At 44.1% G+C, this 26,709-nt stretch carries 22 protein-coding genes; 12 read left to right on the forward strand and 10 right to left on the reverse strand.

Features of this window, described 5'->3' with window-relative positions:
* Positions 1 to 36: 36 nt before the first annotated feature.
* The gene (locus tag DFP76_RS05305; protein WP_113873608.1) at positions 37 to 1,257 is read right to left on the reverse strand and encodes a ribose-phosphate diphosphokinase; all 1,221 of its coding nucleotides are present in this window, start codon (positions 1,255 to 1,257) and stop codon (positions 37 to 39) included.
* Positions 1,258 to 1,440: 183 nt separating this feature from the next.
* Positions 1,441 to 2,967 carry a DUF3612 domain-containing protein gene (locus DFP76_RS05310; protein WP_113873609.1) on the reverse strand — a complete coding sequence of 509 codons (1,527 nt, stop codon included), beginning with the start codon at positions 2,965 to 2,967 and terminating at the stop codon, positions 1,441 to 1,443.
* Positions 2,968 to 3,112: 145 nt separating this feature from the next.
* Between DFP76_RS05310 and DFP76_RS05315 the strand changes: the two genes are divergently transcribed.
* The 4 genes from DFP76_RS05315 to DFP76_RS05330 all read left to right on the forward strand — a co-directional run bounded on the left by DFP76_RS05315 (position 3,113) and on the right by DFP76_RS05330 (position 10,673).
* Complete coding sequence (locus tag DFP76_RS05315) at positions 3,113 to 5,284, forward strand: malate synthase G (RefSeq protein WP_113873610.1); 2,172 nt, start codon at positions 3,113 to 3,115, stop codon at positions 5,282 to 5,284.
* 50 nt (positions 5,285 to 5,334) lie between these two features.
* Complete coding sequence (locus DFP76_RS05320) at positions 5,335 to 6,939, forward strand: isocitrate lyase (protein WP_113873611.1); 1,605 nt, start codon at positions 5,335 to 5,337, stop codon at positions 6,937 to 6,939.
* 165 nt (positions 6,940 to 7,104) lie between these two features.
* Positions 7,105 to 8,520 (forward strand): esterase-like activity of phytase family protein, encoded by a 1,416-nt coding sequence (locus tag DFP76_RS05325; RefSeq protein WP_113873612.1) that lies wholly within the window; start codon positions 7,105 to 7,107, stop codon positions 8,518 to 8,520.
* A gap of 347 nt (positions 8,521 to 8,867) precedes the next feature.
* Positions 8,868 to 10,673 carry an ATP-binding protein gene (locus DFP76_RS05330; RefSeq protein ID WP_113873613.1) on the forward strand — a complete coding sequence of 602 codons (1,806 nt, stop codon included), beginning with the start codon at positions 8,868 to 8,870 and terminating at the stop codon, positions 10,671 to 10,673.
* A gap of 51 nt (positions 10,674 to 10,724) precedes the next feature.
* On the opposite strand, the gene DFP76_RS05335 is transcribed toward DFP76_RS05330, so the two are convergent.
* Positions 10,725 to 11,762, reverse strand: a complete 1,038-nt coding sequence (locus tag DFP76_RS05335; RefSeq protein ID WP_113873614.1) for a GGDEF domain-containing protein — start codon at positions 11,760 to 11,762, stop codon at positions 10,725 to 10,727.
* Positions 11,763 to 12,010: 248 nt separating this feature from the next.
* On the opposite strand from DFP76_RS05335, the gene DFP76_RS05340 reads away from it, so the two are divergent.
* A complete protein-coding gene (locus DFP76_RS05340) occupies positions 12,011 to 12,730 on the forward strand; it encodes a YccT family protein (protein WP_113873615.1) in 720 nt (239 codons plus the stop codon).
* Positions 12,731 to 12,797: 67 nt separating this feature from the next.
* Here the strand turns inward: DFP76_RS05340 and DFP76_RS05345 are convergent, their stop codons facing one another.
* Complete coding sequence (locus DFP76_RS05345; RefSeq protein ID WP_113873616.1) at positions 12,798 to 13,685, reverse strand: carboxylate/amino acid/amine transporter; 888 nt, start codon at positions 13,683 to 13,685, stop codon at positions 12,798 to 12,800.
* 338 nt (positions 13,686 to 14,023) lie between these two features.
* Between DFP76_RS05345 and DFP76_RS05350 the strand changes: the two genes are divergently transcribed.
* On the forward strand, positions 14,024 to 14,635 hold the full coding sequence (locus DFP76_RS05350) for an OmpW family outer membrane protein (RefSeq protein WP_113873617.1): 612 nt from the start codon (positions 14,024 to 14,026) through the stop codon (positions 14,633 to 14,635).
* A gap of 146 nt (positions 14,636 to 14,781) precedes the next feature.
* Complete coding sequence (locus DFP76_RS05355) at positions 14,782 to 15,420, forward strand: HD domain-containing protein (RefSeq protein ID WP_113873618.1); 639 nt, start codon at positions 14,782 to 14,784, stop codon at positions 15,418 to 15,420.
* Here DFP76_RS05355 and DFP76_RS05360 read toward each other — a convergent pair.
* Positions 15,417 to 15,791 carry a MarR family winged helix-turn-helix transcriptional regulator gene (locus tag DFP76_RS05360; RefSeq protein ID WP_181799792.1) on the reverse strand — a complete coding sequence of 125 codons (375 nt, stop codon included), beginning with the start codon at positions 15,789 to 15,791 and terminating at the stop codon, positions 15,417 to 15,419. The two genes, DFP76_RS05355 and DFP76_RS05360, sit on opposite strands and share 4 nt — an antisense overlap.
* A 189-nt stretch (positions 15,792 to 15,980) precedes the next feature.
* Between DFP76_RS05360 and DFP76_RS05365 the strand changes: the two genes are divergently transcribed.
* Positions 15,981 to 16,430: a DUF2798 domain-containing protein gene (locus tag DFP76_RS05365; RefSeq protein ID WP_113873620.1), complete on the forward strand. Its 450-nt coding sequence runs from the start codon at positions 15,981 to 15,983 to the stop codon at positions 16,428 to 16,430.
* 69 nt (positions 16,431 to 16,499) lie between these two features.
* On the opposite strand, the gene modC is transcribed toward DFP76_RS05365, so the two are convergent.
* The 4 genes from modC to DFP76_RS05385 are packed head-to-tail and all read right to left on the reverse strand — an operon-like array spanning position 16,500 to position 19,454.
* Positions 16,500 to 17,591, reverse strand: a complete 1,092-nt coding sequence (modC, locus tag DFP76_RS05370) for a molybdenum ABC transporter ATP-binding protein (RefSeq protein ID WP_113873621.1) — start codon at positions 17,589 to 17,591, stop codon at positions 16,500 to 16,502.
* Positions 17,591 to 18,289: a molybdate ABC transporter permease subunit gene (gene modB, locus DFP76_RS05375; RefSeq protein WP_113873622.1), complete on the reverse strand. Its 699-nt coding sequence runs from the start codon at positions 18,287 to 18,289 to the stop codon at positions 17,591 to 17,593. The genes modC and modB overlap by 1 nt, the downstream gene beginning before the upstream one ends.
* A 6-nt stretch (positions 18,290 to 18,295) precedes the next feature.
* Entirely contained in the window at positions 18,296 to 19,084 is a 789-nt protein-coding gene (gene modA, locus DFP76_RS05380) for a molybdate ABC transporter substrate-binding protein (protein WP_113873623.1), read from the reverse strand.
* A gap of 43 nt (positions 19,085 to 19,127) precedes the next feature.
* Complete coding sequence (locus DFP76_RS05385; RefSeq protein WP_063333870.1) at positions 19,128 to 19,454, reverse strand: Rieske (2Fe-2S) protein; 327 nt, start codon at positions 19,452 to 19,454, stop codon at positions 19,128 to 19,130.
* Positions 19,455 to 19,778: 324 nt separating this feature from the next.
* Between DFP76_RS05385 and DFP76_RS05390 the strand changes: the two genes are divergently transcribed.
* Together DFP76_RS05390 and DFP76_RS05395 are read left to right on the forward strand one after the other, a co-directional pair.
* On the forward strand, positions 19,779 to 21,983 hold the full coding sequence (locus DFP76_RS05390; RefSeq protein ID WP_245931876.1) for a transglycosylase domain-containing protein: 2,205 nt from the start codon (positions 19,779 to 19,781) through the stop codon (positions 21,981 to 21,983).
* A 137-nt stretch (positions 21,984 to 22,120) separates the two neighbouring features.
* Positions 22,121 to 22,948, forward strand: coding sequence for a substrate-binding periplasmic protein (locus DFP76_RS05395; protein ID WP_113873625.1), 828 nt, complete (start codon positions 22,121 to 22,123; stop codon positions 22,946 to 22,948).
* Here the strand turns inward: DFP76_RS05395 and glgA are convergent.
* On the reverse strand, positions 22,937 to 24,367 hold the full coding sequence (gene glgA / locus DFP76_RS05400) for a glycogen synthase GlgA (RefSeq protein WP_113873626.1): 1,431 nt from the start codon (positions 24,365 to 24,367) through the stop codon (positions 22,937 to 22,939). The genes DFP76_RS05395 and glgA overlap by 12 nt on opposite strands.
* Before the next feature lie 91 nt (positions 24,368 to 24,458).
* Between glgA and glgC the strand changes: the two genes are divergently transcribed.
* Both glgC and DFP76_RS05410 read left to right on the forward strand, forming a co-directional pair.
* Positions 24,459 to 25,709 (forward strand): glucose-1-phosphate adenylyltransferase, encoded by a 1,251-nt coding sequence (glgC, locus tag DFP76_RS05405; protein ID WP_113873627.1) that lies wholly within the window; start codon positions 24,459 to 24,461, stop codon positions 25,707 to 25,709.
* Between the two features lie 253 nt (positions 25,710 to 25,962).
* Complete coding sequence (locus tag DFP76_RS05410; RefSeq protein ID WP_113873628.1) at positions 25,963 to 26,595, forward strand: riboflavin synthase subunit alpha; 633 nt, start codon at positions 25,963 to 25,965, stop codon at positions 26,593 to 26,595.
* The last annotated feature ends 114 nt before the right edge of the window (positions 26,596 to 26,709 follow it).

The following is a 26,709-nucleotide window of genomic DNA, read 5'->3' on the forward strand; positions in this document are numbered from 1 at the left end:
AAGGCCGCTATTGCGGCCTTTTTTAATGTATTGCTGTTACTTGGCTTTTGCCTGCAGTTCTTGTAACTCTTCGCTAAACCAAATTTTACGCTTGAAGCGAGGGTTTTTCGAAGACATGTCGATCTTATAAGGATTGGCTTCTTGGTGATCAGGTAGACCAAGAATGTTGCATAATTCTTGAGCCAACCACTTTTCAACTTTAAGGACCACCATCTTCTTACGCAGACGACCTTGCTCATCACGATTCAAAATCGTTGGCAGCGTGTTTAATGTCAGAATCTCTCCCAAAGCAGGGTGTGCCATACGTTCACGACCTTCATCGCTGGCATAGAAGTGAGATACAGCAAAGACCATGCGTTGCGGATTAATCTGTTGCAAGAATTGGCAGGATTTCACAACGGTAGAACCGGTACGAACCATGTCGTCAAACAGAATGATGCTGGCACCGTCTAGGCCGTCAAAAGTGTGTTCACTTTCTTTATGTAGGGTAATTTCAACCTTACGCTCGGCGGTACGTTCTTTATCCAACATGATGAATTTGGCTTTGCTCAGACCAAGGCGATTAAACATCTCTTTGACGAAATCACGAGCGCCTTTGTCTGGTGCACAAAGTACCAGACCTTCACCGTCTTTACCGTAATGTAGAATGTCTGAGTTTAGTAAGTAGTGAGCGTAGATTTCGTAAGGGATTAGATTGTGGAAGTCGCCAGCAAAGACTTCATTGAAGATTTTCTGCACAGAATCGGAGTGATTGTGAATCGTCATCACTGTATCAACGCCAGAAAGCTTTAGTAGCTGAGCATATAATTTGGCAGTGAAGGGTTGGCCGTCGAATTTTTTAATGTCTTGGATGTCGCGTTCGAAACTGGTCTCCCCTAAGTCTTTGCTCGGACCACGATCTTGGGCACTGTAGAATAAGTCGGGCTCCACTAGAATGACGCGTTCCGCTCCGTTTTCTTTCGCTGCTCTGGCTATGATCATATTGGCCATGGCCAGTTCTTGGCGGCTTTTTATATGACTGCCTGTACTGACAATCACCACGGATTTACCGTTTAACTTTTGGCCAATGTTTTGAAAGTCTTGCTCGTCTGAAATGAAGCGAGGACAGAACTCTGAGTTCATGAACTGTTTCATACTGATGAGGTCAGCAATGTCATCAAATTGGCCCATGGCATAGGCAATATCAATAGCAAACGGATTGTCAGATGAGTTACTAACAATTACGACATTAGTTGACTGACTGGTCGACAAAGTCATGAAAGATCCTTAACTAAGGGGTAGGGGAAATTTGCGCCAATTTTAATACTTGTTGGCGCGTTTCGATAGGGCAAATGATGGATAAATTCCATTTTTCACAAAGATGTGTGTTTGCTTATCGTATTGCTTCTCATCTAGCGAAATGAATAGGCCAGATGAGAAGAGGGTTGAGCGGTTAAACAATTAACCTTGTTGACAGTGCTGGTAACAGCTTGGTGACCTTGGGCACACGGAACCGCGTGAGCAGATCAACCTAGCATCATTATCGATACCCCGTTCAACCCAATTAATATTGAGAATACGAGCGACACTCAACAAGTCTTTTTTGATGCTCTTGGGGATTTGTGACGAGCCACTGTTGGCAACACAGGCTTGTTTGAGATCATTGGCAATGCTCAGTGCATCTTTTCCTTGAGCGGCGATGGCTGGATTAAGGTCAATACCAGAACAAAGAACATGGCTTTTACCTGCCAGATCTTCCACCTTGACGGATTCACAAGCATAGATCCGCGCTTCATCGCCAACGTTTAGAATGGATATCTGTGCTGAGGTGCCGGTAAAGGATTCATTTATCATGCGAAATACCGCCCAATGTTGGCAGGGATCTTCCACTAAACTCATATTGCCCCAGGGCAAAGGAATACCATTACCACGATAGACGGCTTTGAGTTTTCCGGGGGCATAAGCATCAAAATAATGCCAGTGAGGATAGGGGGAAGCGGCGGTCATACGGCGCATAGCAACAGACTCTGAAACACCGGCCAATTTCGCCGTATTGATTTCATAACCATTGCGATCTAATAACTGTCTAAAGGGTACTTTTGGACACAATAAAGCGCCTGCAAAAAAACTGCACTCAAAGTCACGCCAGGCTAATAGAATGTCTTGTGCATCCATGCCAGAGGTTTGTATCTTGGCATTTTTATCTTGTAAGGGCGTAATTTCATTCCGGCCAGTCACTAAGACATTTTTCATACCGTCTTTATCGTGTAAAACCGCATGACCTATGTGTACCGCCAAATTGTATTTCAGACGTTGGGTCTGATTTTTCATGATTTGGTTGATGTAAATGGTGCTTGGTGGATCAAAAAACGAGGTCACTACATGGTTTTCATCAATGCCCATACTCTCCAGTACGGAAAGTGGCGTTTTACGAAACCATTTAATTTGCATGCCCATCTGTTTCGTAATGGCAATCAATTCATCAATGCTTATTGGCAAGCGTTTTAACCCAACTTCTTCTGCGGCTCTCTCTAAATCGGGAAAGTGATTTTGATGGTGTTCTTGGTGCGCACGAATCAGTAGGTGTGCGAATTGGCGACCGCTGGTACCGGTTTGTGACAACATTTCCGGTATGGCAATTTGCAAAATTTCATTTGAGAACAAGAAATTGGGTTCCAGTGCCATACCACTAATGCCTCCGCCCGAACCTTTTGAGGGGGTAATGGCATCTTCTTCTGGAATGTCGTCCAGAAACCAACTGACGGTTTTTTGAAAAACCTCCGCAATGACTTCTAAAACCTCTTCACTCGGTACTCGTTTGCCTCTTTCAATCATCGACAAATACGAAACCGATGGTGCGGATTCAGGGTCAAGTTTGATGCAACGTGAAGACAAGTCTTCCATGGTCAAACGGTTACGTTTCCTGAGGTTACGGATTTTTGTGCCAAGAAAATGGGCTTTGCGATTTAAGCTATTTTTATTTTTCATTTTTGTAAAATTTACACTGTGTAATTCTTATTGTGAAATTTTAGGTTAGTCCGACATAGACTATAAATCAAGCAAGTGATTAGACATTTGTGAAACCACATTGATTGAATGTGGCTTGATGAAGATAAGAATAAAGGTAACCAACATGACTATGCCGCAACCCAAAAATAATAGTGTGATACAGCCCGACTTTAGTCGCTTCATCAACGAAGAAGTATTGCCATTGCACAAGATGGATGCCAATCAATTTTGGCAAGACTTTTCGCAATTGATTGAAGATCTTTCTCCTATCAATCGCCAACTTTTGGCAAAACGTGACAGCTTACAACAACAAATTGATGACTGGCATTTGGCTCGCAAAGGCCAACCAATGGACATCAATGAATACGAAGCGTTCCTACGGGAAATTGGTTATTTGGTAGAAGAGGGTGAGGATTTCACCATCACGACCACGAATGTAGACGATGAAATTGCCAAGCTAGCAGGGCCGCAATTGGTTGTGCCTGTTAAAAATGCACGTTTTGCTTTGAACGCCGCCAATGCTCGTTGGGGCAGTTTATACGATGCTTTTTATGGCACAGATGTGATTGCCAAAAACAATGGTCTCGAGACAAATAAAGGCTATAACCCAGCTCGCGGCGAAGCGGTTATTAAAAAAGCGAAAGCATTTTTGGACGAGGTTTTCCCATTAGAAAATGGCTCTCACCAAGATGTGTCCAGTTATGTCGTTTACTACCATCATTTGTTGGCATTTTTTGAAGATGGCAGTCAATCCGGCTTGAAACAAGCTTGTCAGCTGGTGGCGGTAAATGGCCAGCGCAGTGAGCCAGAAGCCATTTTATTGCGCAATCATGGCCTACATGTGGAAATCCAGTTTGATCGTAATGGTGTTAATGGTGCGAAAGATAAGGCCAATATCAACGACATTCTGGTTGAGTCGGCTCTGAGTACCATCATTGACTGCGAAGACTCCGTCGCTGCGGTGGACACAGAAGACAAAATTGAGGTGTACCGTAATTGGCTTGGCTTAATGCAAGGCACGTTAGAAGCCAGCTTCAAAAAAGACGGTGAGATACAAACGCGCCGTATGAATCCAGATAAATTCTTTACCGATCTGGATGGGCAAGCTTATCCATTACACGGTCGCTCATTGCTGTTAATACGCAACGTTGGCCACCTAATGGAATGCGATCTTATGCAGGATGGTTTGGGTAACTTCGTACCAGAAGGCATTGTCGATGCAGTAGTCACCTCCTTGATAGCAGCTTTGGATTTGAAGAAAACCGAAGGTTTACGTAACAGTCGTACTGGCAGTATCTACATTGTTAAACCAAAAATGCACGGCCCAGAAGAAGTGGCGTTTAGCTGTGAGTTGTTTTCCCGAGTTGAAGACATGCTGGGCTTAGCCAGAAACACGCTAAAAATCGGCATTATGGATGAAGAGCGTCGTACTACCTTGAATCTGAAAGAATGCATTCGTGCAGCTAAAGAAAGAGTGGTGTTTATCAACACTGGCTTCTTGGACAGAACCGGTGACGAGATTCATACCAGCATGCAAGCGGGGGCTTTTTTACCGAAAGAACAAATCAAATCTCAGGCTTGGATTCAAGCTTACGAGAATCGCAATGTGGAAATCGGTTTGGCATGCGGTTTACCCGGTCGAGCACAAATTGGTAAGGGCATGTGGGCCATGCCGGATGAAATGGCAGCCATGATGGAAGCCAAAGTGACGCACCCTAAATCCGGTGCGAATACGGCTTGGGTGCCGTCACCAACAGCGGCGACTTTGCACGCTTTGCATTATCACCAAATCGATGTGTTTGCGCGTCACGAAAGAGTGAAACAGCGCACGCCAGCCAGTCTGAAAGATTTGCTGACAGTGCCCTTAATTCCCGACAACTTAACTTTGTCTGAGAAAGTAATCGAGCGAGAAGTGGATAACAACATTCAAGGTTTGTTGGGCTACGTTGTGCGCTGGGTTGAAGACGGTGTGGGCTGTTCCAAAGTGCCAGACATTAACAATGTTGGATTGATGGAAGACAGAGCAACCTTACGTATTTCCAGCCAGCACCTAGCGAATTGGTTGCTGCACGGTATTTGTAGCAGAGCGCAAATCGAAGAGTCTATGCAGCGTATGGCTAAGGTTGTGGATGAACAAAACCAAGCCACACCAGGATACCGTCCTATGTCTGAGCAAGGGGCAAACAGCCAGGCCTTTAAGGCTGCGCAAGATTTGATATTCAAAGGAGTGATTCAAGCTAATGGTTACACAGAGCCTTTGCTTCACGCCTACCGAATAAAAGTAAAACAAGCGTGAATTTCACGAATACATAACCCAATTTAACACCATAAAGAGCGAGAAATACTATGCAAACTTATAAAAATAAAATGCAACAAGCGAGTCAACTCATTGGTCAGCAAGGTACGACTTGGGCGGGAATGAACCCAGAGTATGTCGCTCGTATGCAGTTACAAAACCGTTTTAATACGGGCTTGGATATTGCGAAATACACTGCAAAGATCATGCGTGAAGACATGGCAAGTTACGATCAAGATCAAGCTAACTACACCCAGTCTTTGGGTTGCTGGCATGGTTTTATCGGCCAACAAAAAATGATTTCCATTAAGAAACATTTTGGCACCACTCGTAGTCGCTACTTGTACCTTTCAGGCTGGATGGTCGCTGCAATGCGCTCCGAGTTTGGTCCTCTGCCAGATCAGTCTATGCATGAGAAAACTTCCGTTCCTGCTTTGATTGAAGAACTGTATACCTTTTTAAAACAAGCCGATGCTCGTGAGATGCAACATTTGTTTAAAGAGTTGGATGAAGCTCAAGCATCCGGTGATCAAGTGCGTGAACAAGCGGCACAAGAAAGCATCGATAATTTTGAAACCCACGTCGTGCCAATCATTGCTGACATTGATGCAGGCTTTGGTAATGAAGAAGCGACGTATCTGTTAGCCAAAAAAATGATTGAAGCCGGCGCTTGCTGCATCCAAATTGAAAACCAGGTATCAGATGCGAAACAATGTGGTCACCAAGACGGTAAAGTAACCGTGCCACATGAAGACTTTCTTGCCAAGATCAATGCCGTGCGTTATGCCTTCCTTGAGTTGGGCGTAGATGACGGTGTGATTGTAGCGCGTACCGACTCTTTAGGTGCCGGTCTTACTCAGAAAATTCCTGTATCTCAATCGGCTGGTGATTTGGCTGAGCAATATAGTGCCTTTATTGATGGCGAAGAAGTGACTTCTTTAGAGCAAATGCAATCTGGCGATATGTTGTTAAAGCAAGGAGATACTTGCATTAAACCAACTCGTTTGGCGAATGGTCTAGTGCGCTTCAAGCCGAACACTGGAGCGGATCGTGTGGTATTGGATTGTATTACATCCTTGCAGCACGGTGCTGATCTACTATGGATCGAAACGGAGAAGCCACACATTGGTCAGATTGCTGAGCTGGTAAACCGTATTCGTGAGGTGGTACCAAATGCCAAGTTGGTATACAACAACAGCCCATCGTTTAACTGGACGTTAAATTTCCGTCAGCAAGTGTTTGATGCTTGGCAAGAAGCTGGTAAAGACACCAGTGCCTATGACCGTGACCGTCTGATGTCACAAGAGTTCGATGGTACGACCTTGTCAGATGAAGCTGACGAACGCATTCGTAACTTCCAGCGTGATGCTGCGGCTCAAGCAGGGATTTTCCATCATTTGATTACTTTACCTACTTACCACACTGCAGCATTGTCTACTGATAATCTGGCAAAAGATTACTTTGGTGAGCAGGGTATGTTGGGCTACGTAAAAGAAGTACAACGTAAAGAAATTCGTGAGGGTCTAGCTTGTGTGAAACACCAAGACATGTCGGGTTCCAATATTGGTGATGACCACAAAGAGTACTTCTCAGGCGACAATGCGCTGAAAGCCTCTGGTAAAGACAACACCATGAATCAATTCGCGGCGATTTAATTCCCCAAGAAACATAGTGTCAATCCAAAGGGCCTAGCCGTTCCCCGCTAGGCCCTTTTTTATGATGACGAGTTCCAGTTTTTTTCGATTAAGCCATGTCATGAAAGCGTCATCACGCTCTCTTATGCTGTTTTGACGATTAAAAAATACACAATGGGGCGAGCGATGATAAGTAAAGTGTGGTTGATTGGTTTGATTTCTACTCTTGTTTTAAGCGGTTGTATGAGCCATTCCAGTTCATCAACTTCTGGGTCTACTGAGTTCGCGGAAGATTTTCCCAAACAAGGTGCGTCTTTGCCTTATGAGGTGTTAAGAGGCGATCTGTTGGATGGGAAAACCAACCAGCCCTTTGAGGTTCGTAATGGTGGTTTTGGTTCGGCTATGACAGCTCATCCAAGTGTTCGTCATCAGTTTTATGCGCTGACAGATCGTGGCCCGAATGCCAATTACACGGGGGATTATGGCAAAGGGAAAACTTTCCCTGTGGCCGATTATACGCCACGTATTGGCTTATTTGAGGTATCTGAAGGCGGTCAAATTACTCAGCTAAAAAGTATTTTATTAAAACGTCCTGATGGTCAATTGATTTCAGGTTTACCAAATACTTCAGCGCTTGGTGGTACAGGTGAAACGCCTTACCACGCGAATGGGCAGCCAGTCTTAATGGACGATTCAAAACCCTATGACGCCCAAACGAATCCAATTAAATTAGACGATTATGGGTTAGATGGAGAAGGTTTAGTCGCATTAAATGATGGTTCTTTCTGGGTTAGCGACGAGTATGGACCACATATGGTTCATTATAATGCTGATGGTGTTGAAATTGGCCGTATTAATGCATTCAAGATGGATTCCCGTAATACCTTTAATCTTCCTAGCGTCTTTCAGCATCGCCGCGCCAATCGAGGCATGGAAGGGCTCGCCATTACACCAGATGAACAAACTTTGGTTGGCATTATGCAATCGACTATGCAGAACCCTAACAAAGCAGCCCAAAAGGGCAACCTGACTCGCATTGTGACGGTGGATCTACAAACAGGTAAGACAGAGCAATACTTGTATCGTCAGGAAAAAAATGAAAACTCTAACTCAGAAATTGCCGCTTTGACTCAGACTCAATTTTTAGTCATTGAACGAGATGGTAGTTTCTTGCTAGGCGGCCCGAAAAAAGCCAACCCTAAGGCGCAAAAACAGGTATATCGTATTGATTTAAGTTCCGCAACGCCGTTATCCAGTGTGGCTTTGTCAAATTCAATCTCGCGAGATGAAAGTCATGGTTTGTTGATCGATGGTTTGACCTTAGAGCAATTTGCTCAGCAAAGAGGTTGGGCGGCTCTGGCGGAAAAGGGCATTAAGCCTGTGGCTAAAACCCTGGTGGTCGACATGGTGAAAGAAGTGGCGTATCCACATGATAAAATGGAAGGCTTGTGGATCATTGATGATCATCATCTTGGTGTACTAAATGATGATGATTTTGCAACTTGGTCAACGAAAGGTAAGCTTGAGCAAAAATACTTGAATGGCACCACCATTGATTCGAATCAACTCTACATTATCAAAGCTGAGTTACTGGCAAAGTAAATCGAGTAGAAACAGAAAGCAGTTTGAAAGAGCGCATTGGCGCTCTTTTTTTTTGCTTTTATATAATGGCTTGGGGGTGATTGTTAGTTCAGTGGGCGTGACACTGTTTAGTTTCTGATACTAAGGAAGGTGAGAATAAGTCCTCTTGCCTCAGCATGAGAATAAAAGCTTGTTATTCGTTTCTTCCCTAAGCACTAAATGTTAATAATTAGAGGGACGCGGTTGAGGAGTGTTATATATTGTTTAGATTATGTACTCTAGTCTTTTTTCGATGTTATGGTTACAACATTCACTTAAACGCATTAAATACCAGTATTGACCCTCGATCTATTTGAGAAAAGGCCTTGATGAATTCACGCTACACCCTTGGTGATAAACAAGTCAGTGAGATTAGTTTAAAGGATTTAGCGCGCCGCTCCCGCTTCGGCGGTTTATTTTATTTATTGGCATTCTGGGCCGCTGTATTCAGTTCTGCAACGGCCCGTGAGCATTTAGCGGTAATAGGCGCTTTTTCGGTTTGTTTTGTGCTGCTGCAGCTAAACCGTCTTTACCTTTACCATAAGGTCTTTTCCAGTAACGCACTGTCTGTTCCGCGGTACTTTGCACGTTACTCCTTCGTTTATAATGCTTCTGCGCTTGTTTGGACCAGTGGTTCTGCATGGTTTTTTTACGTTAACCCATCGATTGATATCTCGGTCACTGTGAATGTGATGTCGGCTGCGGGGATCAGTATTGGTGGTGTGACCATATTGGCTTTATCTTATAAGATGCTCCGTAACTATTGTTTGCTGATAGGCTTACCTTTTGCGTTTGCTGCGGCGGCTTTTTTGGAGGGACCTGGTAATTGGATTGTCATGGGGTTAATCATTGGATATGGCTTCTTTATTTACCTGACAGGGAAGCAGCTTAACGTCACTTACTGGCAAGCATTGAATGATAATTTGAAGTTGTCTGAGCAGGCAGAAGAGCTGGCCGCTGCGAAAGAAGCGGCCGAAGTTGCCGGTCAAGCTAAAGCCGATTTCTTAGCCGCCATGACCCATGAAATACGCACTCCTTTGAACGGCGTATTAGGAATGGCACAGCTACTTTCTATGGGAGATTTGAGTGACCAGCAACGTCAGCAAGTGACTGTTATAAATAATGCTGGAAGCACGTTAATGCATATCATTAATAATATTTTGGATTACTCCAAAATTCACGCACAACAACTGACCTTAGAAAAAACACCCTTTAGTCCACAAAATGTAGTGAATGACGTGGTGCAACTGCTTTCAACACAGTCTGAAAAGAAGGGAATTAAGCTTTATTGTGATGTTCAAAATGTTCCTGAGTGTGTACTAGGGGACCCTCATCGGCTTCATCAAATTCTTTATAACTTGGTCGGTAATGCGTTTAAATTCACCCATGAAGGAGAGGTGGCCATTCAAGTGTCTGGCGAAAAACTAGCTGAGGACTCGAATGAGTACAGGGTGTCTTTTGCGGTTAAAGACACAGGGATTGGTATTGCGCCAAAGGATCAACAGCAAATTTTTGAGCAGTTCTATCAGGTTAATCAATTTAATCCAGACATCCGAGGAACCGGTCTAGGTTTGAGTATCACTCAGCGTATAGTGGAACTTCTTGGTGGGACAATATCTTTGCAGAGTGAGCTTGGAGTTGGCACTGTGTTCACGGTCACTTTACCCTTTGATAAGGTAGAAAAAACGCCTGTGAAAAAAGTGGAATTGGCTCCTCAAAGCTTGGCAAGCGCGCCTGAGCTCTCGCCATCATTACGTGTATTGTTGGTTGAAGACAATAAAGTGAATCAAATCGTCTGTGAGCAATTTCTACTGAAATTAGGATGTCGTGTTGAGGTGGCGGAAAATGGGTTGATTGCCAAAGAGCGGTTTCAGCAGTCGCAAGTTTATGATGTGATTTTCATGGATTGCAATATGCCTGAAATGGATGGCTTTTCCGCTACTCGAGCCATTCGCCAGATAGAAGCAGAGCAGCAATTATCAGAAACACCAATAGTCGCTTTGACGGCGCACATCGAAGAAGACATCAAACGTAAATGTTTGCAGTCAGGAATGAACGCTTTTTTAAGTAAACCGTTTTTATTCGAAGACCTTGAGCGTGTGATTAATAGTGTACGTGTGGAACGAACAGACTAAGCCTGTTTGAGGTATTTTATTTGCCTCCGCTATGTTTTCTTGATGCACTGCTTAGGATTCTAGTTCAACGCGATTACGACCTTTTTCCTTGCCTCGATAAAGTGCTTTATCGGCCCGTTTAATAATTTTTAAGGCGTTGTCTCTTTCCCCATGCAGTGTGGCGATGCCTAGGGTAATGGTTAAAGGGATTTGAAAAGAGCTAAAGCGGCCTTTAGCAATGATGTGTCTTAATTGCTCAGCAATCTTCTCTGCTGCTGATAGATCCGTGTTAGGCAAAACGATGATAAATTCTTCACCACCAAAACGCGCTAAATAATGATGTACTTGAATACTTTCATTTAGTCGGTCCGCGACCTCGATAAGGCAAGTGTCACCTACATCGTGTCCATATTGGTCATTAATTTTTTTGAAGTAATCAATGTCAATCAGCATCAAGCAAAAGGGTGAGTTTATTTCCTTTGCCTGTTCTAATTCTTGCGCAAAGTGTAAGTTCAAGCCTCGTCTATTAAGCAGCTCTGTTAACGGATCCTGTAAATTTTCGGCTTTTAGTTTCTTTGTTAATTCTGTGTAGCGGTTGAGAAAAAACTGTCCAAACATGGCACTGAACATAATGGAGAGGATTAACCAAAACCCTCTTAGATAAGAGGTATGAGCGTCATAGTATTCGCCTGAAACATTGATTATGGTGTGGCTAAAAATCGTTGCGAATAGAATGGTCACGATTAAAAACAGACTCATTAAGAGTGATTCGACTCGTCCCCCGATCAAAGCGCCCACTATGGGGTATAACGGCAAAAAGAAGGCGACTTGACTGTTCACGCCCCCAGATATGAATAGCATGGGCAACATAATGATTAGAGCAGAAATAAGTGCTAGGGAAATGTGCCATTTAGGCCATTTATTCGAGCGCACCAAAACATATAAGCTGCCGGTAATGATGAGATCGAAGATGCCCAACCAGAAATAATATGGGTGTAATTCTGCAATGATCGGACGGGCAATCAAGGAAAACAGCAGGGTGACGAAAGCCACTTCGATGATTCTCAGGGTAAGTTTGTGATTTAACTGTGTTTGGCTTACGTCTGACATAGGGCACTTAAGTCTGCGTTGCTAAAATGATTTCCTCATCATACCTAACTGAAAATGTGTGTCTTTAGGTGATTTGTTAACGCGTTTTTATGCTACTCAGTACTAGCATAAAAAGAGGCGTTTGATAGGCATCATGGTGCATGAAATTAGGCTAAAAATCGAATTTTCAGAGATTTTATTTAGTCAAACTGAGTCTTGTTGCTAGATTGTGGTAGCGTTATGGCAAATGAAAGCGCTAAGGAATGAAAATGCTGAAGAATAAATGGTTAACCTGCTTTAGTCTTGTCTTGTCGACCTTTACTAGCTTGTCGGTATACGGTGAAACGTTAGAAGTGCCAAGATGGTTTGAAATCATGTACGTGGATCAACAAGCGGCCAAACAATTTGGTAATGATTTTGAAGTGTCGTTAACGCCAGGACAGCATCAAATTGTGTTGCGCTTTAATAAAATTTTGCGCACTGGTGGCGATTCAGAAGTGTTTCAATCTGAGCCTATTGTGATGGATGTAGACGTCACTCAAGGGGCTTACTTACAGCTTAAAGCGCCTTACATATCATCTTCTCGACAAGCCGAAGAGTACGCTGCGGCTCCAACATTTACACTGCATGATGAGGCCAGTGGTCGAGAGGTTAGTTATCAAAAGCGGGTGTTGAAAGAAAAAGCGGGGTTGCAAAATTTGCGAGATTATCTGGCTGAAGTAAAGCAACTCAATAACCGTACTGTTGAGGATTCTAATGGTCCGAGCGCGGCCCCTTCGCGTATGGAGACGGATCCAGCTCTAGAGATGATGAAGTTTTGGTACAACAAATCCGATCCGGCAACACGAAAAGCCATGCGTATTTGGATTGCAGATGCTCAATACCAAGCGAAGGTTTCAAATATACAGCTAGATATGATGATGTTGTGGTACAACAAGGCGGATGATGACGCTAAGAAAGCGTTTCAGATTTGGTTGGTGAACGAATAGCAGAAGAAGCATTAAAGCGTGCCAATACCAATGACGTCGTCATGCTGTATTGGCACTCTTCTATTATCTAGTTGGTCTCGTTAACGAGATTGGCTCGAGCGGCAATTTTTTGATTAAACTTATCATTCACCCAGAGTGCCATGAGTATGATGCCGCCACCAATGGTTAGGCGCATAATATCGGCATCACGATTCCAGAATAGGACATTGACTATGATGCCAGCTGGGATCAATAAGTTGTTGGCGACGGCCAGCGTCCCAATGTTGACTAACGTTGCCCCTTTGTTCCAAGCAAAGTACCCAAGCCCAGAAGCGACAATACCAAGATACGTCAAAATGGCCCATTGTAGGGCAGTGGTTGGCAGTTTATCTGGGTTACCCATGGTCAAATAACATGGAATGACCACGGCCAGCGCTCCAATGAAAAACCAGCCAAAAACGGTTCTTTGAGGCAAATCAGGGCGCTGTTTCTCAATCACACGTTTGTAGCCAACTTGCCCTGCGGCAAAGCAAAGGTTAGCCCCTTGTACAATTAACAGTCCTTTAATGAAGCCATCGTCGACCCCTTGATAACGAATGGCAACCGCTCCCAAAATCGCCAATAAGGCACTTACCGCAAATCCTACATTAAGTCGACGATCTAGAATGTCATTCAATAGTGTGACATACAACGGCGTCATGACAGTAAAGAGCAGAACTTCAGGCACGGATAAGTAGAGAAAGGATTGGTAGTAAAAACCGTACATGATACCAAGTTGTAATGCCCCACAAACCATCAGGAGTAAGGCTATTTTGGCTTCAATCTGGCGCAGTTTCAAAAATGGCAAAAATACCAATGTGGCTAATGAAACCCGCATCAGCACTGAAAACCAAGCATCGACTTGTCCGGCAAGATAAACACCAATCAAGCTAAAGGAAAAGGCCCATAATAGGGTCACGGCGAGAAGTATAGGCATGACTTAGATTCCGTTAATAAATTTGTCGCTAAGTTTACTGGCTTCTACTTAGGAGGGAAAGCAGTTTACTTTTCCAATTTTAAAAGTTTACTAATGTTTTTTTTGCACATTATCTATGCTGCGAGTCAGTGTTTGGTTGCTTTAGTGAATATTGTCTTATTGTGAATTCTTTGTGGTAACACAGCTTTGTTTGACGTAAAGGCTTATTGCTTATCATGATCTTCTTTTGCAGGTGAGAACCTTGATCTAGATTAATTTTTTCTTTTTTTGAGCGAGTAGTTTAGTGGCTAACACTTTGTTCTACAAAAAACACTATGTTCAATAAAAAGGAGTTGATTATGAAAGCGATCTATCCATTGGTTTTAGCCTCTGCTTTGTGTTCATCGTTTGCTTTAGCGCACGATGCCGGTGACTGGTTTGTTCGTGGCGGTCTGGCGACAGTGATGCCAAATGAAAGCAGTGATGACGTGGCGGGCAACGGTGAATTAGAGTTGAATAATGATACCCAAGTGGGGGTGACGTTGACGTACATGCTGTCGGATAAATTAGGTTTGGAAGTGCTAGCAGCAACCCCTTTTACACATGATGTATCGACTCGTGATCTTGGTAAAGTGGCTGAAGTCTCTCATTTACCGCCTTCTTTTATGGCGCAATATTACTTTGGTGAAGCAAACAGTCAGGTTCGTTCTTATGTAGGTGCTGGCTTGAATTACACGATTTTCTTTGACGAAGAAGGTAAAGGGGCTCTAGCTGGTACAGATGTGAGTCTAGATAACTCTTTCGGTTTGGCTGCTCAAGTTGGCGTTGACGTAACCTTCGCTGACAATTGGTTCGCTAACGCGTCGCTCTGGTATATGGACATTAATACGGATGTAGAGACGACAGTTGGCACCATCGATGCTGACATTGATCCGATCACGTTTATGGCCAGTGTCGGTTACACTTTTTAGTGATTGAAGCGTCTCTATCAACTTAAGTTTTTAGATTGATCCAGACATTGTCCACTAAAAAAGCTCTTAGCGAGACGGCTAAGGGCTTTTATTTTCGCTTTATACTAATCCATAATGTGCGCCAGTTTATGGTTTGAGTGATCAATATGGTAGTGGAAGCGTTGGTGTCGTTTGAGCAAAGGTTTAGGTTTTTTTTACAGGCGCAGGAAACAGCGGATGTTGCTCATGACCTTAACCACATTTTTCGAGTGGTAAAAGTGGCTAAGCAGTTAGCCGTTGAAGAAGGTGCAGAGCTTGATGTCGTGGTGCCTGCAGCTTGGTTGCACGATTGTGTGTCATTGCCTAAAAATCACCCTCAGCGTGCTTTCGCATCTCGTATGGCGGCAGATAAAGCTGTGGCCTTTTTGCGTTCAATTGATTACCCAGAATGCTTTTTAGAGGCGATTCATCACTGTATTTGTGCCCACAGTTTTAGTGCGCAAATAACGCCGAAAACCATTGAAGCAGAGATTGTTCAGGACGCTGATCGTTTGGATGCTCTGGGCGCGATTGGAGTCGCTCGTTGTATGCAGGTCAGTGGCGCACTCAATCGCGCCTTGTATCATACCGATGACCCTTTTTGTGAGTCTCGACCTTTAGACGACAAACACTATTCGATTGATCATTTCTTTGTGAAACTTTTCAATATTTCCGATTCATTAAAGACCGCAGCTGCGCGTCGTGAAGGAAAACGACGTGAGAGCTTTATGCGGCAATTCTTAACTCAGCTGGAAGAGGAAATCTAGTCTCCTCTTTCGGCATTAAATTCATTCATATTCTGAATCATTTTTTGACCTATGGTTAAAAACTGACTCAATTCCTCATCGGTTAAACCCGTTTTTAAGGCATTTAATGTAGCATAATCTGCTTGCTGAAGTGCTTCAAAGATAGATTCACCTTGTTCCGTAAGGGTCAATATTTGACTGCGTTTATCTTTCGGGTTGGGGTGCTTTTCAATCAGTCCCTGATCAATCAATTCTTTTAATAATCGAGTAATTTGTCCTTTATCTTTGTAGGTCATTTCTGCAATTGAATGAGCGGTACATTCCGCTGTGTCATGGATGCTTTTCAGCATCAGGAAAGACAAGGGCGTTAGTGAAAGTTGTTGGCGTTTCATTGTTTGCTTCATAGACCTTTGTAGGCCAATTATGGTTTGCACAAAGATCTGTTGTAACTGAGATTCGAAATGAGGCATAGAGACTAAGGATTCCAATTTGGTTGACAAGGTCAACTTGTTGATGCAATAATTGACATTATCAACTACTTCTTCTGAGTAGACAACTAAAATCCCCCTGAGAGAATACTTATGTCAAAAATGCTTCAAAAAATTGCCATCATTGCCAGTTTAGTTACGGTTATGGGGGGCACACTGACTTTTGTCATGACCTGGCGTAATCTGGGGTTTGGTGATGACTTTATGATGTCTTGGCTATCAACTTTTGCGTTGTGCGTATTGTGTATTGCGCCAATTGGAGGTGTGATTTCCTATTTAGTGCATCGTTTGGTGGATGGCACTTTGCCTAACGTCTCTAAGCTGAAACAAGACCTAGTATTCGGTTTGATTATGGCGTTGATAATGGAATCCATTATGGCGGTTGTCACTACCATCAACTTACATGGCTGGTTGGCGATAGAGGCTTTCATTAAACAATGGGGGGTGACCTTCCTAGCCGCGCTGCCTATGGGCATTGTTTTTTCTATGTTGATGTCTTTAGTCATTAAGCGTCGCCTGACGGCTTATTTGGTTAAAGCCTAGGGAAGGTGGGAGTAAGCCCTCTTGCCCTGCGAGTCTTAGTAGACTAATTCGTACCTTACCTAGGTCAATCTATCGACAAAGGGCAACGGATTTAATTTGAGCAATGACCGACATGCCGATAGACAGTCCTAATTGTTGAGCTGAAAAGCTGGTAATTCTAGACACAATAGGAATGTCGTCAATCAACAGCCTTACTTGGGTCATACTAGGGTTGTTGATTTCTTGTTGCAGGTCATCAATGACGGCTGAGAGGCGGTTCAGGATGCTGGATTGATCCGCATGGGTTAAGCTCAAACTGACGTCTCTGGCTTGAATTCTCAATCTAACCGTTTCTCCCAGTACCTCGTCTCCTTGTGCAAATACTATCGATTGGTGACCAAGACGAATCGTCGATAGCTGCCAGTCAGCATTTTGCTCGATGACCTTTCCAGAGATCAACACACTGGCATCTTGGTGATTGGCAAAGGAGGAGTCTAATTGACTAAGTAGGTCGGATGCTTTACCTGATTCCACCAATTTCCCTTGCTCTATTACTAAAATATGATTCGCTAATCGACTAACCTCATCTAGAGAATGGCTAACGTATAAAATTGGGATATCTGTCGCTAGGCAGACTTTTTCAAGGTAAGGCAAGATGCCTTGCTTTAGACAATTGTCTAACGCCGATAAAGGCTCATCCATCAACAGCATACTAGGTTGTGACAACATGGCCCGAGCAATGGCGACACGTTGTGCTTCGCCACCGGATATTTGATTTGGATAACGCGCTAGTAAAGGGGCTAAGTTCATTAGAGACAACACATCTTGATAGTCAAAGCGTTGTCTTTTTTGTTTCGCTCGTCTAATAGCAAAGTTGAGATTTTGCTGCACCGTTAGATGGGGGAATAGGCTTGTATCTTGAAATACGAAACCAATTGGTCTTTGGTGAGTTGGTAAAAAAGTCTGATCATCTTGCCAAGTTTCCCCCGCAAACTCTAAATGACCTTGGATATTAGGTTGGAGGCCTGCAATACAGCGTAATAATGTTGTTTTCCCTGAGCCAGAAGGCCCGAACAACGCAGTCACACCTGAAGGTTCGAGCTGAACATTCAACTCTAAGGCAAAGTCTGAGGAGGAGTGTTTTGCTTGATTAAACTGAACCTTCAAGCCCGACTGAGTCATCACCAGATTCCTTTTTTATGTTGCTCATGTGTGTTTCTCTGAGCAAAGTAGAGCAGGCATAAAACGACAAACGCAAAAGCCATCATTATTAGAGATAAGGTGTGTGCCTGTGGGTATTCTAATGCTTCGACATGATCGTAAATTTGCACGGAAATGACCTTGGTTTCACCTGGGATATTACCGCCAATCATCAAGACAACACCGAACTCACCAACGGTGTGGGCAAACCCCAATACCGCCGCACTAATAAACCCCGATTTCGACAATGGCATGACAACGGAGAAGAATCGGTCCATTGGCGAAGCGCCGAGGGTCGCCGCGGCATCCAAATGCTTTTCTGAGAGACTGGTAAAGGTATTTTGCAGTGGCTGCATGACAAAAGGTAGAGAGTACAACATAGACGCGACCACAAGGCCTGCAAAGCTAAAGGGTAAGGACGCAATGCCTAAATCAGACAACATTTTGCCTAGGGTGCTGTTTGGACTTAGCAAGATGAGTAAATAAAAGCCCAATACGGTTGGTGGCAGTACTAGGGGCATGGTGATCAAAGCGTTGATAGGGGCTTTGAGAATAGAGCGTGTTCGTGCCAGCCACCAAGCGATAGGAGTACAGAGTATCAGCAAGAGTAAGGTGACGACACTGGCCAATTTTAAGGTGAGCCAGATGGCCGTTAGGTCGGCTGGGCTAAGGTTCATCATAAGCGGTTAGTCAGCACTGTCATAGCCAAATGACCGTAGCTTTGCTTGTGTATCTGGCCTCAGTAAAAATGCCATAAAATCGCGTGCTAAGGAAAGCTTGTCTGAGTGAGATAGGATAACACCCGCTTGAAGAATCGGTTCATGAAAGTTGTCTGGAATGGTCACTGTGTGACCTTCTGAGTTGTCTTTCAAGGTTTGAGATAAAGCGACAAAACCGTATGCCACATTTCCCGAACGGACAAATTGATAAGTCTGACCAATGTTCTCACCTGTGATGAGTTTGTGTTCGACCAATGACCAGATGCCTATGTGCTGCAGAGCTTGTTGCGCAGCCTTACCGTATGGTGCCAATTTAGGGTTCGCAATGGCAATCTTGTTTGCCACTTTCAATGTCTTAGTCATGTCGTCTGAGATGGAGGAAGAAGGAGCCCATAAAGCCAGTTTGCCTTTGGCATAAACCGCAAAGCTGTCCGCTTGTGCTAATCCTTTATTGATTAATGTGCGTGGCTTTTGCACATCGGCAGACAGAAACACATCATAGGGAGCAAGATGCTGTATTTGCGCGAATAACTTTCCAGAGGAACCAAAGGATAGGCTTAAATTGTGCCCTGTTTCCTGTTGGAAATCTTCCGCAATGACTTTGATGGGATTGATGAAATTTGATGCTACAGCGAGTTTAAGGGTTTGTGCTTTGGCCGTAGACGGAAGATAAGCGAGCATTAAAAAGGCAAAGATAAGGCAGACTTTGAGTACACAGGGGCTAAGCTTGATGGTCATAGTAGAGTTGCTTTTCATCTTGCTTAGTTATCCCTGTGGCGAGATTGGCTCAAGGACCCCCTTAAGCCAAAAGTAAATAGCAATTTCCTTGCTCAATGCCTACCGTGGCTTTCTTCAAATGACTACCTTGACAAGGGCCTGTTATACAAGTGCCATCCAATGGGGAAAAAAGAGCACCATGATGATGACATTTTAAATAATCTTCATCGGCGACAACCTCTTGATCAGACCAATGTAATGGCTTGTTTTGGTGTGGACAGCGATTCTCGTAGGCCACAATTTCGCCTTTTTGGCGAGTGACTAAGAAATCGTAATCTTCAATTTTTAGTGTTAGCGCCTTTCCTTCGGGTAGGTCTTGCGCATTAGGTATTAGATGCTTCTGAAACACGTGATGACCGTACTATTTTTATAATGATTAGAATGACTAAAATAAACGGAAGCCAAGCTTCTATTTACCACCAACTGAAACAAAAATACGCAGCGAAATGCCAGCTCGATCTATTTTCTGCGTAGGAAGACTCTAATTCGGTAAGTTAATTGAGTCAATATGCAAGAATTGAGTTAGTTTATTTTTCAGCGTTGCTTGCCTAAGCTTTGCTCCCTATACTTGCGACCCATGGCCAAGAAAACTTCCAAAAAACCAACGCGTAAGTCCTCGACGAAACGTAAAAAAAACGCTCAGCCCTCTGTCCTGAAGCGTGTCCTTCGCACGATGTTCAAATGGGGATGTCTTTTCGCACTCATCGCCAGTGTGCCTTTTTCTATTTGGGTCTGGTGGCTTAACGGACAAGTCGTTAGTCGTTTTGAAGGGCAGAAATGGCAAGTCCCATCAGAAGTTTACAGCGCGCCTATCATCCTCAAAAGCGGTGCGCCTTGGAAAAAAGCTGACCTAGAAAACCTGTTGGAAGAAACCGGCTATCGATTTGGGCGTAACAGTCAAAAGGTTGGGTGGGCAGCTCGAAGTCGCACTAAAGTCAGCGCGCATTTACGTTCTTATGTTGATCATCAGGGCTTTCATGACAGCCAGCGTCGTATTTTTTCCTTTGAACGTGGTGAATTGCAAATTAATGCGCTGAATGGTGATGCCATAGAGGAAGCCCGTATTGAACCGCAGCGTATTGGCTTTTTGTATGGGGGGAATACGGAGAGCCGCCAGATTTTAACCTATGATCAAATCCCACAAACTTTATTAGATATTTTGGTGGCAGTCGAAGACCAAGATTTCTACCAGCATTGGGGGATTTCGTTAACCGGTATTGCTCGTGCTTTGGTGGTCAATTTAACCCATGGTTCACGACGACAAGGTGGGTCTACGCTGACTCAGCAGCTTGTCAAAAATATGTACTTAAGTTCAGAACGAACCTATACCCGTAAACTCACAGAAGTCATAATGAGCTTATTGTTAGAGTTCCATTATTCTAAACAAGACATCATTACTGCTTACATGAATGAAGTGTATCTAGCGCAAATTGGCAATCGCGCTTTGCATGGTTTTGCCGCGGCAAGTCAGCACTTTTTTGGTCGACCACTAAACGAATTAAACATTGATGAATTTGCCTTGCTGGTAGGCATGGTGAAAGGGCCTTCTTTGTACAATCCTCAACGCTCACCGGAACGCGCCAAAACTCGACGTAATGTGGTGCTGGCCGTATTGAACCGCCAAGGAAGATTGTCGCAAGCGGATTATCAGAGTCTCATAAAGCAGCCAATTCGTTTGGCTGACAAAAAGCGTGAACGTTCAGTGTACGGTGATTATTTAGACCTAGTGGCCATGCAGTTATCTCGAGATTTTGATGAAAATACCTTGGCGACAGAGAATTTAAAAATTTACACCGGTGTCGACATTCGTGCACAGCGTGCGGCTAGCCAAGCGATGCAGCGCCAAGTTGCGAATCTTGAACGAGGTGACCGTCGATTGTTAGGGTTGCAAGGGGCAATGGTGGTTACTGATCGTGTTTCAGGGCAGGTGCGAGCGATTGTTGGTTCAAGTGATCAATATTACACCGGCTTTAATCGTGCGCTTGGTGCTGTTCGCCCCATTGGTTCTCTAGTGAAACCGCCTTTGTATTTATCTGCATTGGCTACTGGGCGTTATACCTGGTGGACAAAAATTAAAGACGAGCGTTTACGCTTCAAAGTTGGTGCGGATATTTGGGCTCCAGAGAACTATGACCGACGAGTTCATGGTGAAGTGCACTTATATGAAGCCATGGCCAAGTCTTATAATCTGGCAACGATTTCTTTGGCGAATCAAATAGGCTTTGACCGAGTCGGTGACACCTTGCGACAGCTAGGAGTGAAACGTCCTTTTACCATGCATCCTGCGATGGCATTGGGCGCTCTTGAGTTGTCACCGTTTGAAGTGTCTCGATTATACCAACCGATCGCATCGCGAGGGCAAAGTAGTGAGTTAGGGGTTGTGTTAGCGGTAATGGACCAAAATAATCGCTTGATTAAGCGCTTTAATCGACAAACTGATGTGCCTTTTACTGACGCTATACTGGCTGTCACCTTAGATGGTATGACCAAAACGCCTGAAATCGGTACTGCCCGAGCGGCGAAAGCGGCCTTGCCAAATTTGACCTTTGCCGCGAAAACCGGAACCACAAACCAGCAAAAGGACAGTTGGTACATTGGCATTACAGGGGATTACTCAACCACAGTTTGGCTTGGTGATGATGATAATGTCCCTCTTAGTATTACTGGCAGTAGCGGTGCACAAAAAGTCTGGATTGATTTTACGCGTCATGTAAATTCAACCTCACTGCCCAAGGATTTGCCGTCTGGAGCTGGACGTTTTCAGGTGTTGAATGACGCGTTTGAAAAGGCCGCAGATCGCTGTGATAACAAAGTGTCATTGGCATTTGTACTTGGTACAGAACCGAAGAAATCGAGTTCCTGCTTTTGGCCTTTTTGATGAATGTCATTTAAAGCCATCTCGCGACGCTTGTTTTTTATTCGTCATAATCATAGAGTAAGCTATTGTTGTGTATGTGTTTTTGTCATTTTTTAGGGGGCAAGCTTGCTAAATAATCCTGATAAGGCTGGTCTTGAATGACGCCGCGAGTCGTTTCATCCTATTTATTTAGCCTGGTGCTGATGCTGTTGTCGCAAAGTAGTTTGGCGGCAGGGAGCAGTTTTGCTGCTTGTGATGAACTCACCGCAACAGGCAATTCAGAATATCCTCCTTTTTTATGGCGCGATAAGCAAAATGCAATGCAATTACAGGGCGTCAATCGGATCATTATGGATGAATTAAGCCGTCGTATTCAGGTGCCAATTCGATTGCAGCATGTGGGGCCTTGGTCAAGAGCTCAAAGTGAAGTGAAAGCTGGTCGCGTAGACCTGATGGCGGGTGCATTTTATACCAGTAATCGAGCCGACTACATGGATTACTTTACACCGGTTCTCTTGTATACCCAGAGCGTGGTTTGGCAGCGCAAAGCGACACCGTTTCCTTTTCAAAGGAAAGAAGATTTACAAGGTCGTTGGGGCGTTACCGTGATAAATAATAGCTTTGGTGAGCAATTTGATCGTTACGCAAAGGACAATCTTAACATCTTGACCGTCGCCAGTTTAGCGCAAGCGTTAAAGATGCTGGCCGCGAATCGGGTGGATTACGTACTTTATGAAAAAAGCCCTGCTCAAGCTTACGCAGGACTACTCGGTTTATCGCAAGAGCTTGAGGCTGTTTCGCCTCAAATCAGCAGCGAGGGGCTTTATCTGACATTATCAAAAGCCTCTGCTTGTAACACCCCAGGCCTTCGTCATCGCATTGCTGTTGCCTTGAGAGATATGAGTCAAGAAGGCTTTATGGAGCAAGCCTTGCTTGATGGTGCGGCGCTTTGGTCACTTAAAAATCGTCAGGCATTATTGAATTAAAGACGAATACAATTCAATCCATTGGTCAGTTACCTTGTCCCAGCTGTAGTCATATTGCATGGCGTTAATTTGTTTTTGATGCCAAATTTCAGGTTGATGATACGCTTCTAAACAGCGCTGTAAGCAGGCTTTTAAGGCCTCGCTTGTGGCGTCCTGAAAGTGGAAGCCGTTCGCCTTTCCTCCCTCTTCAAAAACGGTATCAGCCAACCCACCTGTTCGTCGTACTAGAGGTAGTGTGCCGTATTTAAGGGCATAAAGCTGAGTAAGACCACAAGGTTCAAATCGAGATGGAATCAAGAGTACGTCCAATCCAGCTTGTAGGCGATGAGAATAGGCTTCGTCATAACCAATACGAATAGCCACTTGCTCTGGGAATTGCTGTTGTAGCGCCATAAATCCTTGTTCTAGGGTTTTATCCCCTGATCCTAATAAGACAAAACGAGCGCCTTGAGCGAGTATCTCAGGCAGTGTTTCGAGGATTAGATCAAGGCCTTTCTGTTCTGTAAGTCGGCTCACGACACCAAATAATGGTTTCGTTAGATCGGTTGATAAATTGTTTTCAGCTAAAAGTGCCTGTTTATTAGTGGTTTTCTGTTGTAGTGACGCAGTACTGTAAGTCTGGCGAATCAAGGGATCAATTTCTGGGTTCCAAGCATTGTAATCGACGCCATTGAGTATGCCTGTGAGTTTATCGGATAGGACGTTGAGAATGCCGTCTAGACCGTCACCATATTCTGGTGTGAGGATTTCTTGAGCGTAAGAAGGGCTGACAGTCGTAATGGCATCCGCGTAGACTAAGCCTGCTTTAAGGCCTGAAAATCGGCCATAGAACTCCATGCCTTGCATCGTAAGCAATTCTGTCGACAGCTGAGTGCTGGCAAATTTATGCATCTCAAAACTGCCGTTGTAGCGCAAGTTATGGACGGTTGTTACGACGGCAACAGATTTGTTTTTCCAGCTTTCTAAATAAGCTGCTGCGAACCCTGTCTGCCAGTCATTTAAGTGAAGAATGTCTGCTTGCCAACCAGTTAGTTCACTGTTGCTGACTAAGTAGGCAGCTGCCCAAGAAAAGGCACAAAAGCGTAGATGATTATCCTCGAAGTCTTGGCCATTTTTATCCACATAGGGGCCGTCCTCTCTCTCATAAAGTGCCTGACATTGAACTAACCAAATGGGCGTATCATTTTCCGGTATGTGAGTTTCAAGAATGCGTAAATCCCCGACACCAAATGGGTTGCCTAAGTTGATAGTCTTCTGAATAGGCGCTACCTTTTCTAATATGCCTTGATAAGCTGGCATGATGAGCTTGACGTCATGACCCTTTGTTCGCAGAGCAAGCGGTAAAGATCCTGCGACATCAGCCAATCCTCCAGTTTTGATCAATGGGTAAATTTCCGAGGCTGCGAAAAGTATTTTCATGGTTAGGTGTCTTTATTTTGTGTAGTAGGTTGTTGAAGTATACCTAACTGACGTTTGGATGAGAGTAATTTATCACTTTAAAGGGCTTCACATGGACTTAAATACAGCGCGCATGAAAACCATCTCCATCATCTTAGCAGGTGGGCGTGGTTCTAGATTAAAACAGTTAACGGATCAACGCTCTAAGCCAGCTGTGCCAATTGCTGGCAAGTATAAAATCATCGATTTCCCTCTGTCCAATTGCATTAATTCTGGTATGCGACGGATTGCGGTATTAACTCAATATCGATCTCATACATTGAATCAGCATGTGCAACGAGGTTGGAATTTTCTACGCTCGGACTTTAATGAGTTCATTGAATTATGGCCAGCTCAACAACAAACTGGAGGTGATTGGTATCGCGGTACAGCGGATGCCGTCTATCAGAATTTGGCCATGATTAGAGACTTACAAAGCGAATACATATTGGTGTTGGCTGGCGATCATGTCTACAAGCAAGATTACAGCTTGATGTTAAAAGAACACCTTGAAAGTGGTGCGGATGTGACTGTTTCTTGCATTGAAGTGCCAGTGGAAGAAGCCCATCAGTTTGGCATCATGCACGTAGATGAAGATGACAATATCATCGCTTTTGAAGAGAAACCTACCCATCCTCCAACCATGCCCGGTAAGCCTGAAGTGTCCTTGGCGAGTATGGGGATTTATATCTTTAATACCAAATTTTTATCTGAGAACTTGTGTTCAGATGCGCAAGATAATGAATCTAGCCACGACTTTGGCAAAGATTTAATTCCCTATTTTGTGGGGCGAAGCCATATTAAAGCTCATCATTTCTCCCACAGCGTGGTCGTGAACGAAAATTATCCACAAGATGCTTATTGGCGTGACGTGGGAACATTAACAGCCTATTGGGAAGCCAATATGGACCTCACTAAACTCGTGCCTGAATTGGATTTGTACGATGAGGATTGGCCCATTCGGACGGCTCACTATCAACGGCCGGCGGCGAAGTTTAATTACAACTACGAAGAGCGCATTGGAACAGCTTTAAACTCGGTGGTATCAGCGGGTTGCATTGTTTCGGGGTCGACCGTGGAGCAATCTATTTTATTCAATAATGTGCGCGTGAACTCATATTCTCATGTAAATGAGTGCGTTATTTTGCCGCGGTGTGACGTAGGTCGTCATTGTCGTTTAAACAAGGTCGTGGTGGATTCTGATTGCCGGATTCCTGAAGGTACCGTGATTGGCGAAGACCCACAACAAGATAGCGCGCGTTTTTACCGAAACGAAGATGGCATTACCTTGGTCACTCAAGCCATGATTGAAGCATTGAGCTGAATAATGCGTAATTAGTTACCTCGGCTTGCTTGAAAAGTGGAAATTAGGGCGCATTAGTAGGGTTTAGCTTGCGTGTTTCGGTTATCCCCGTAACCTGTGGATAACCCTATTGGTGACTTAATGATAACTCATTGGAGGCCAGTATAAATCGTGCTTTGCGAGGGGGTGTTTAATTCTTCTTCAGTGCCGAAATTAAGTATGAATCTTGCGCAATGTTGTTTCTTTTTTATGCTGACCAGAAGTAGGGGAGCTTATGTTTACAGGTATTATTCAAGGCAAAGCAAGTGTTCAATCGGTTACTCAAGATGGTCGAAATAAACGTTTAGAAATCTTGTTCCCTGAAGGAGTAATGTTAAGCCAGCAGTTGGGGGCCAGTGTTGCCATCAATGGTGTGTGTTTAACAGTGGCGGAAATAGCCCATGATGTACTGACATTCGATGTCATTGATACGACACTTGCCTTGACCAATATCGGCTTATTGAAAGCTGGTGATACAGTGAATTTTGAGCGTGCAGCTCGCATGGGCGACGAAATTGGTGGCCACGTAATGTCGGGTCATATCATGACGTCAGTGACGGTTTCCCGTATTGAAAAAATTGATGAAAGTGTGCACATTCGTTTCGTTACGGATCGTCAGCACGAAGTGGATGCGCGACGCTATTTGTTTGATAAAGGCTATGTGGGCTTGAATGGGGCGAGTTTGACCATCAGTGACATAGGTGATGATTGGTTGGAAGTGTCTCTAATTCCAGAAACGTTGCGATTAACAACGTTTTCGACTTTGTCCGTTGGTGACAAGGTGAATTTGGAGATTGATGCTCATACTCAAGCAACGGTGGATACGGTAGAGCGGGTATTAAAAGAGAAAGGCATTGTCTTGCCTTGAAGGAAGACGTGAAATCAATGGAGTCCTAAGCGGAATTTCGGTAGAATGCTCGGCAAATTCTAACCAGATAATAGGTTGATAACTAGGCTTGATACGCTTAGCAAGTGAGTATCT

It is taken from the genome of Marinomonas aquiplantarum (assembly GCF_003314975.1).
In the GTDB taxonomy this organism is placed as follows: Bacteria; Pseudomonadota; Gammaproteobacteria; order Pseudomonadales; family Marinomonadaceae; genus Marinomonas; species Marinomonas aquiplantarum.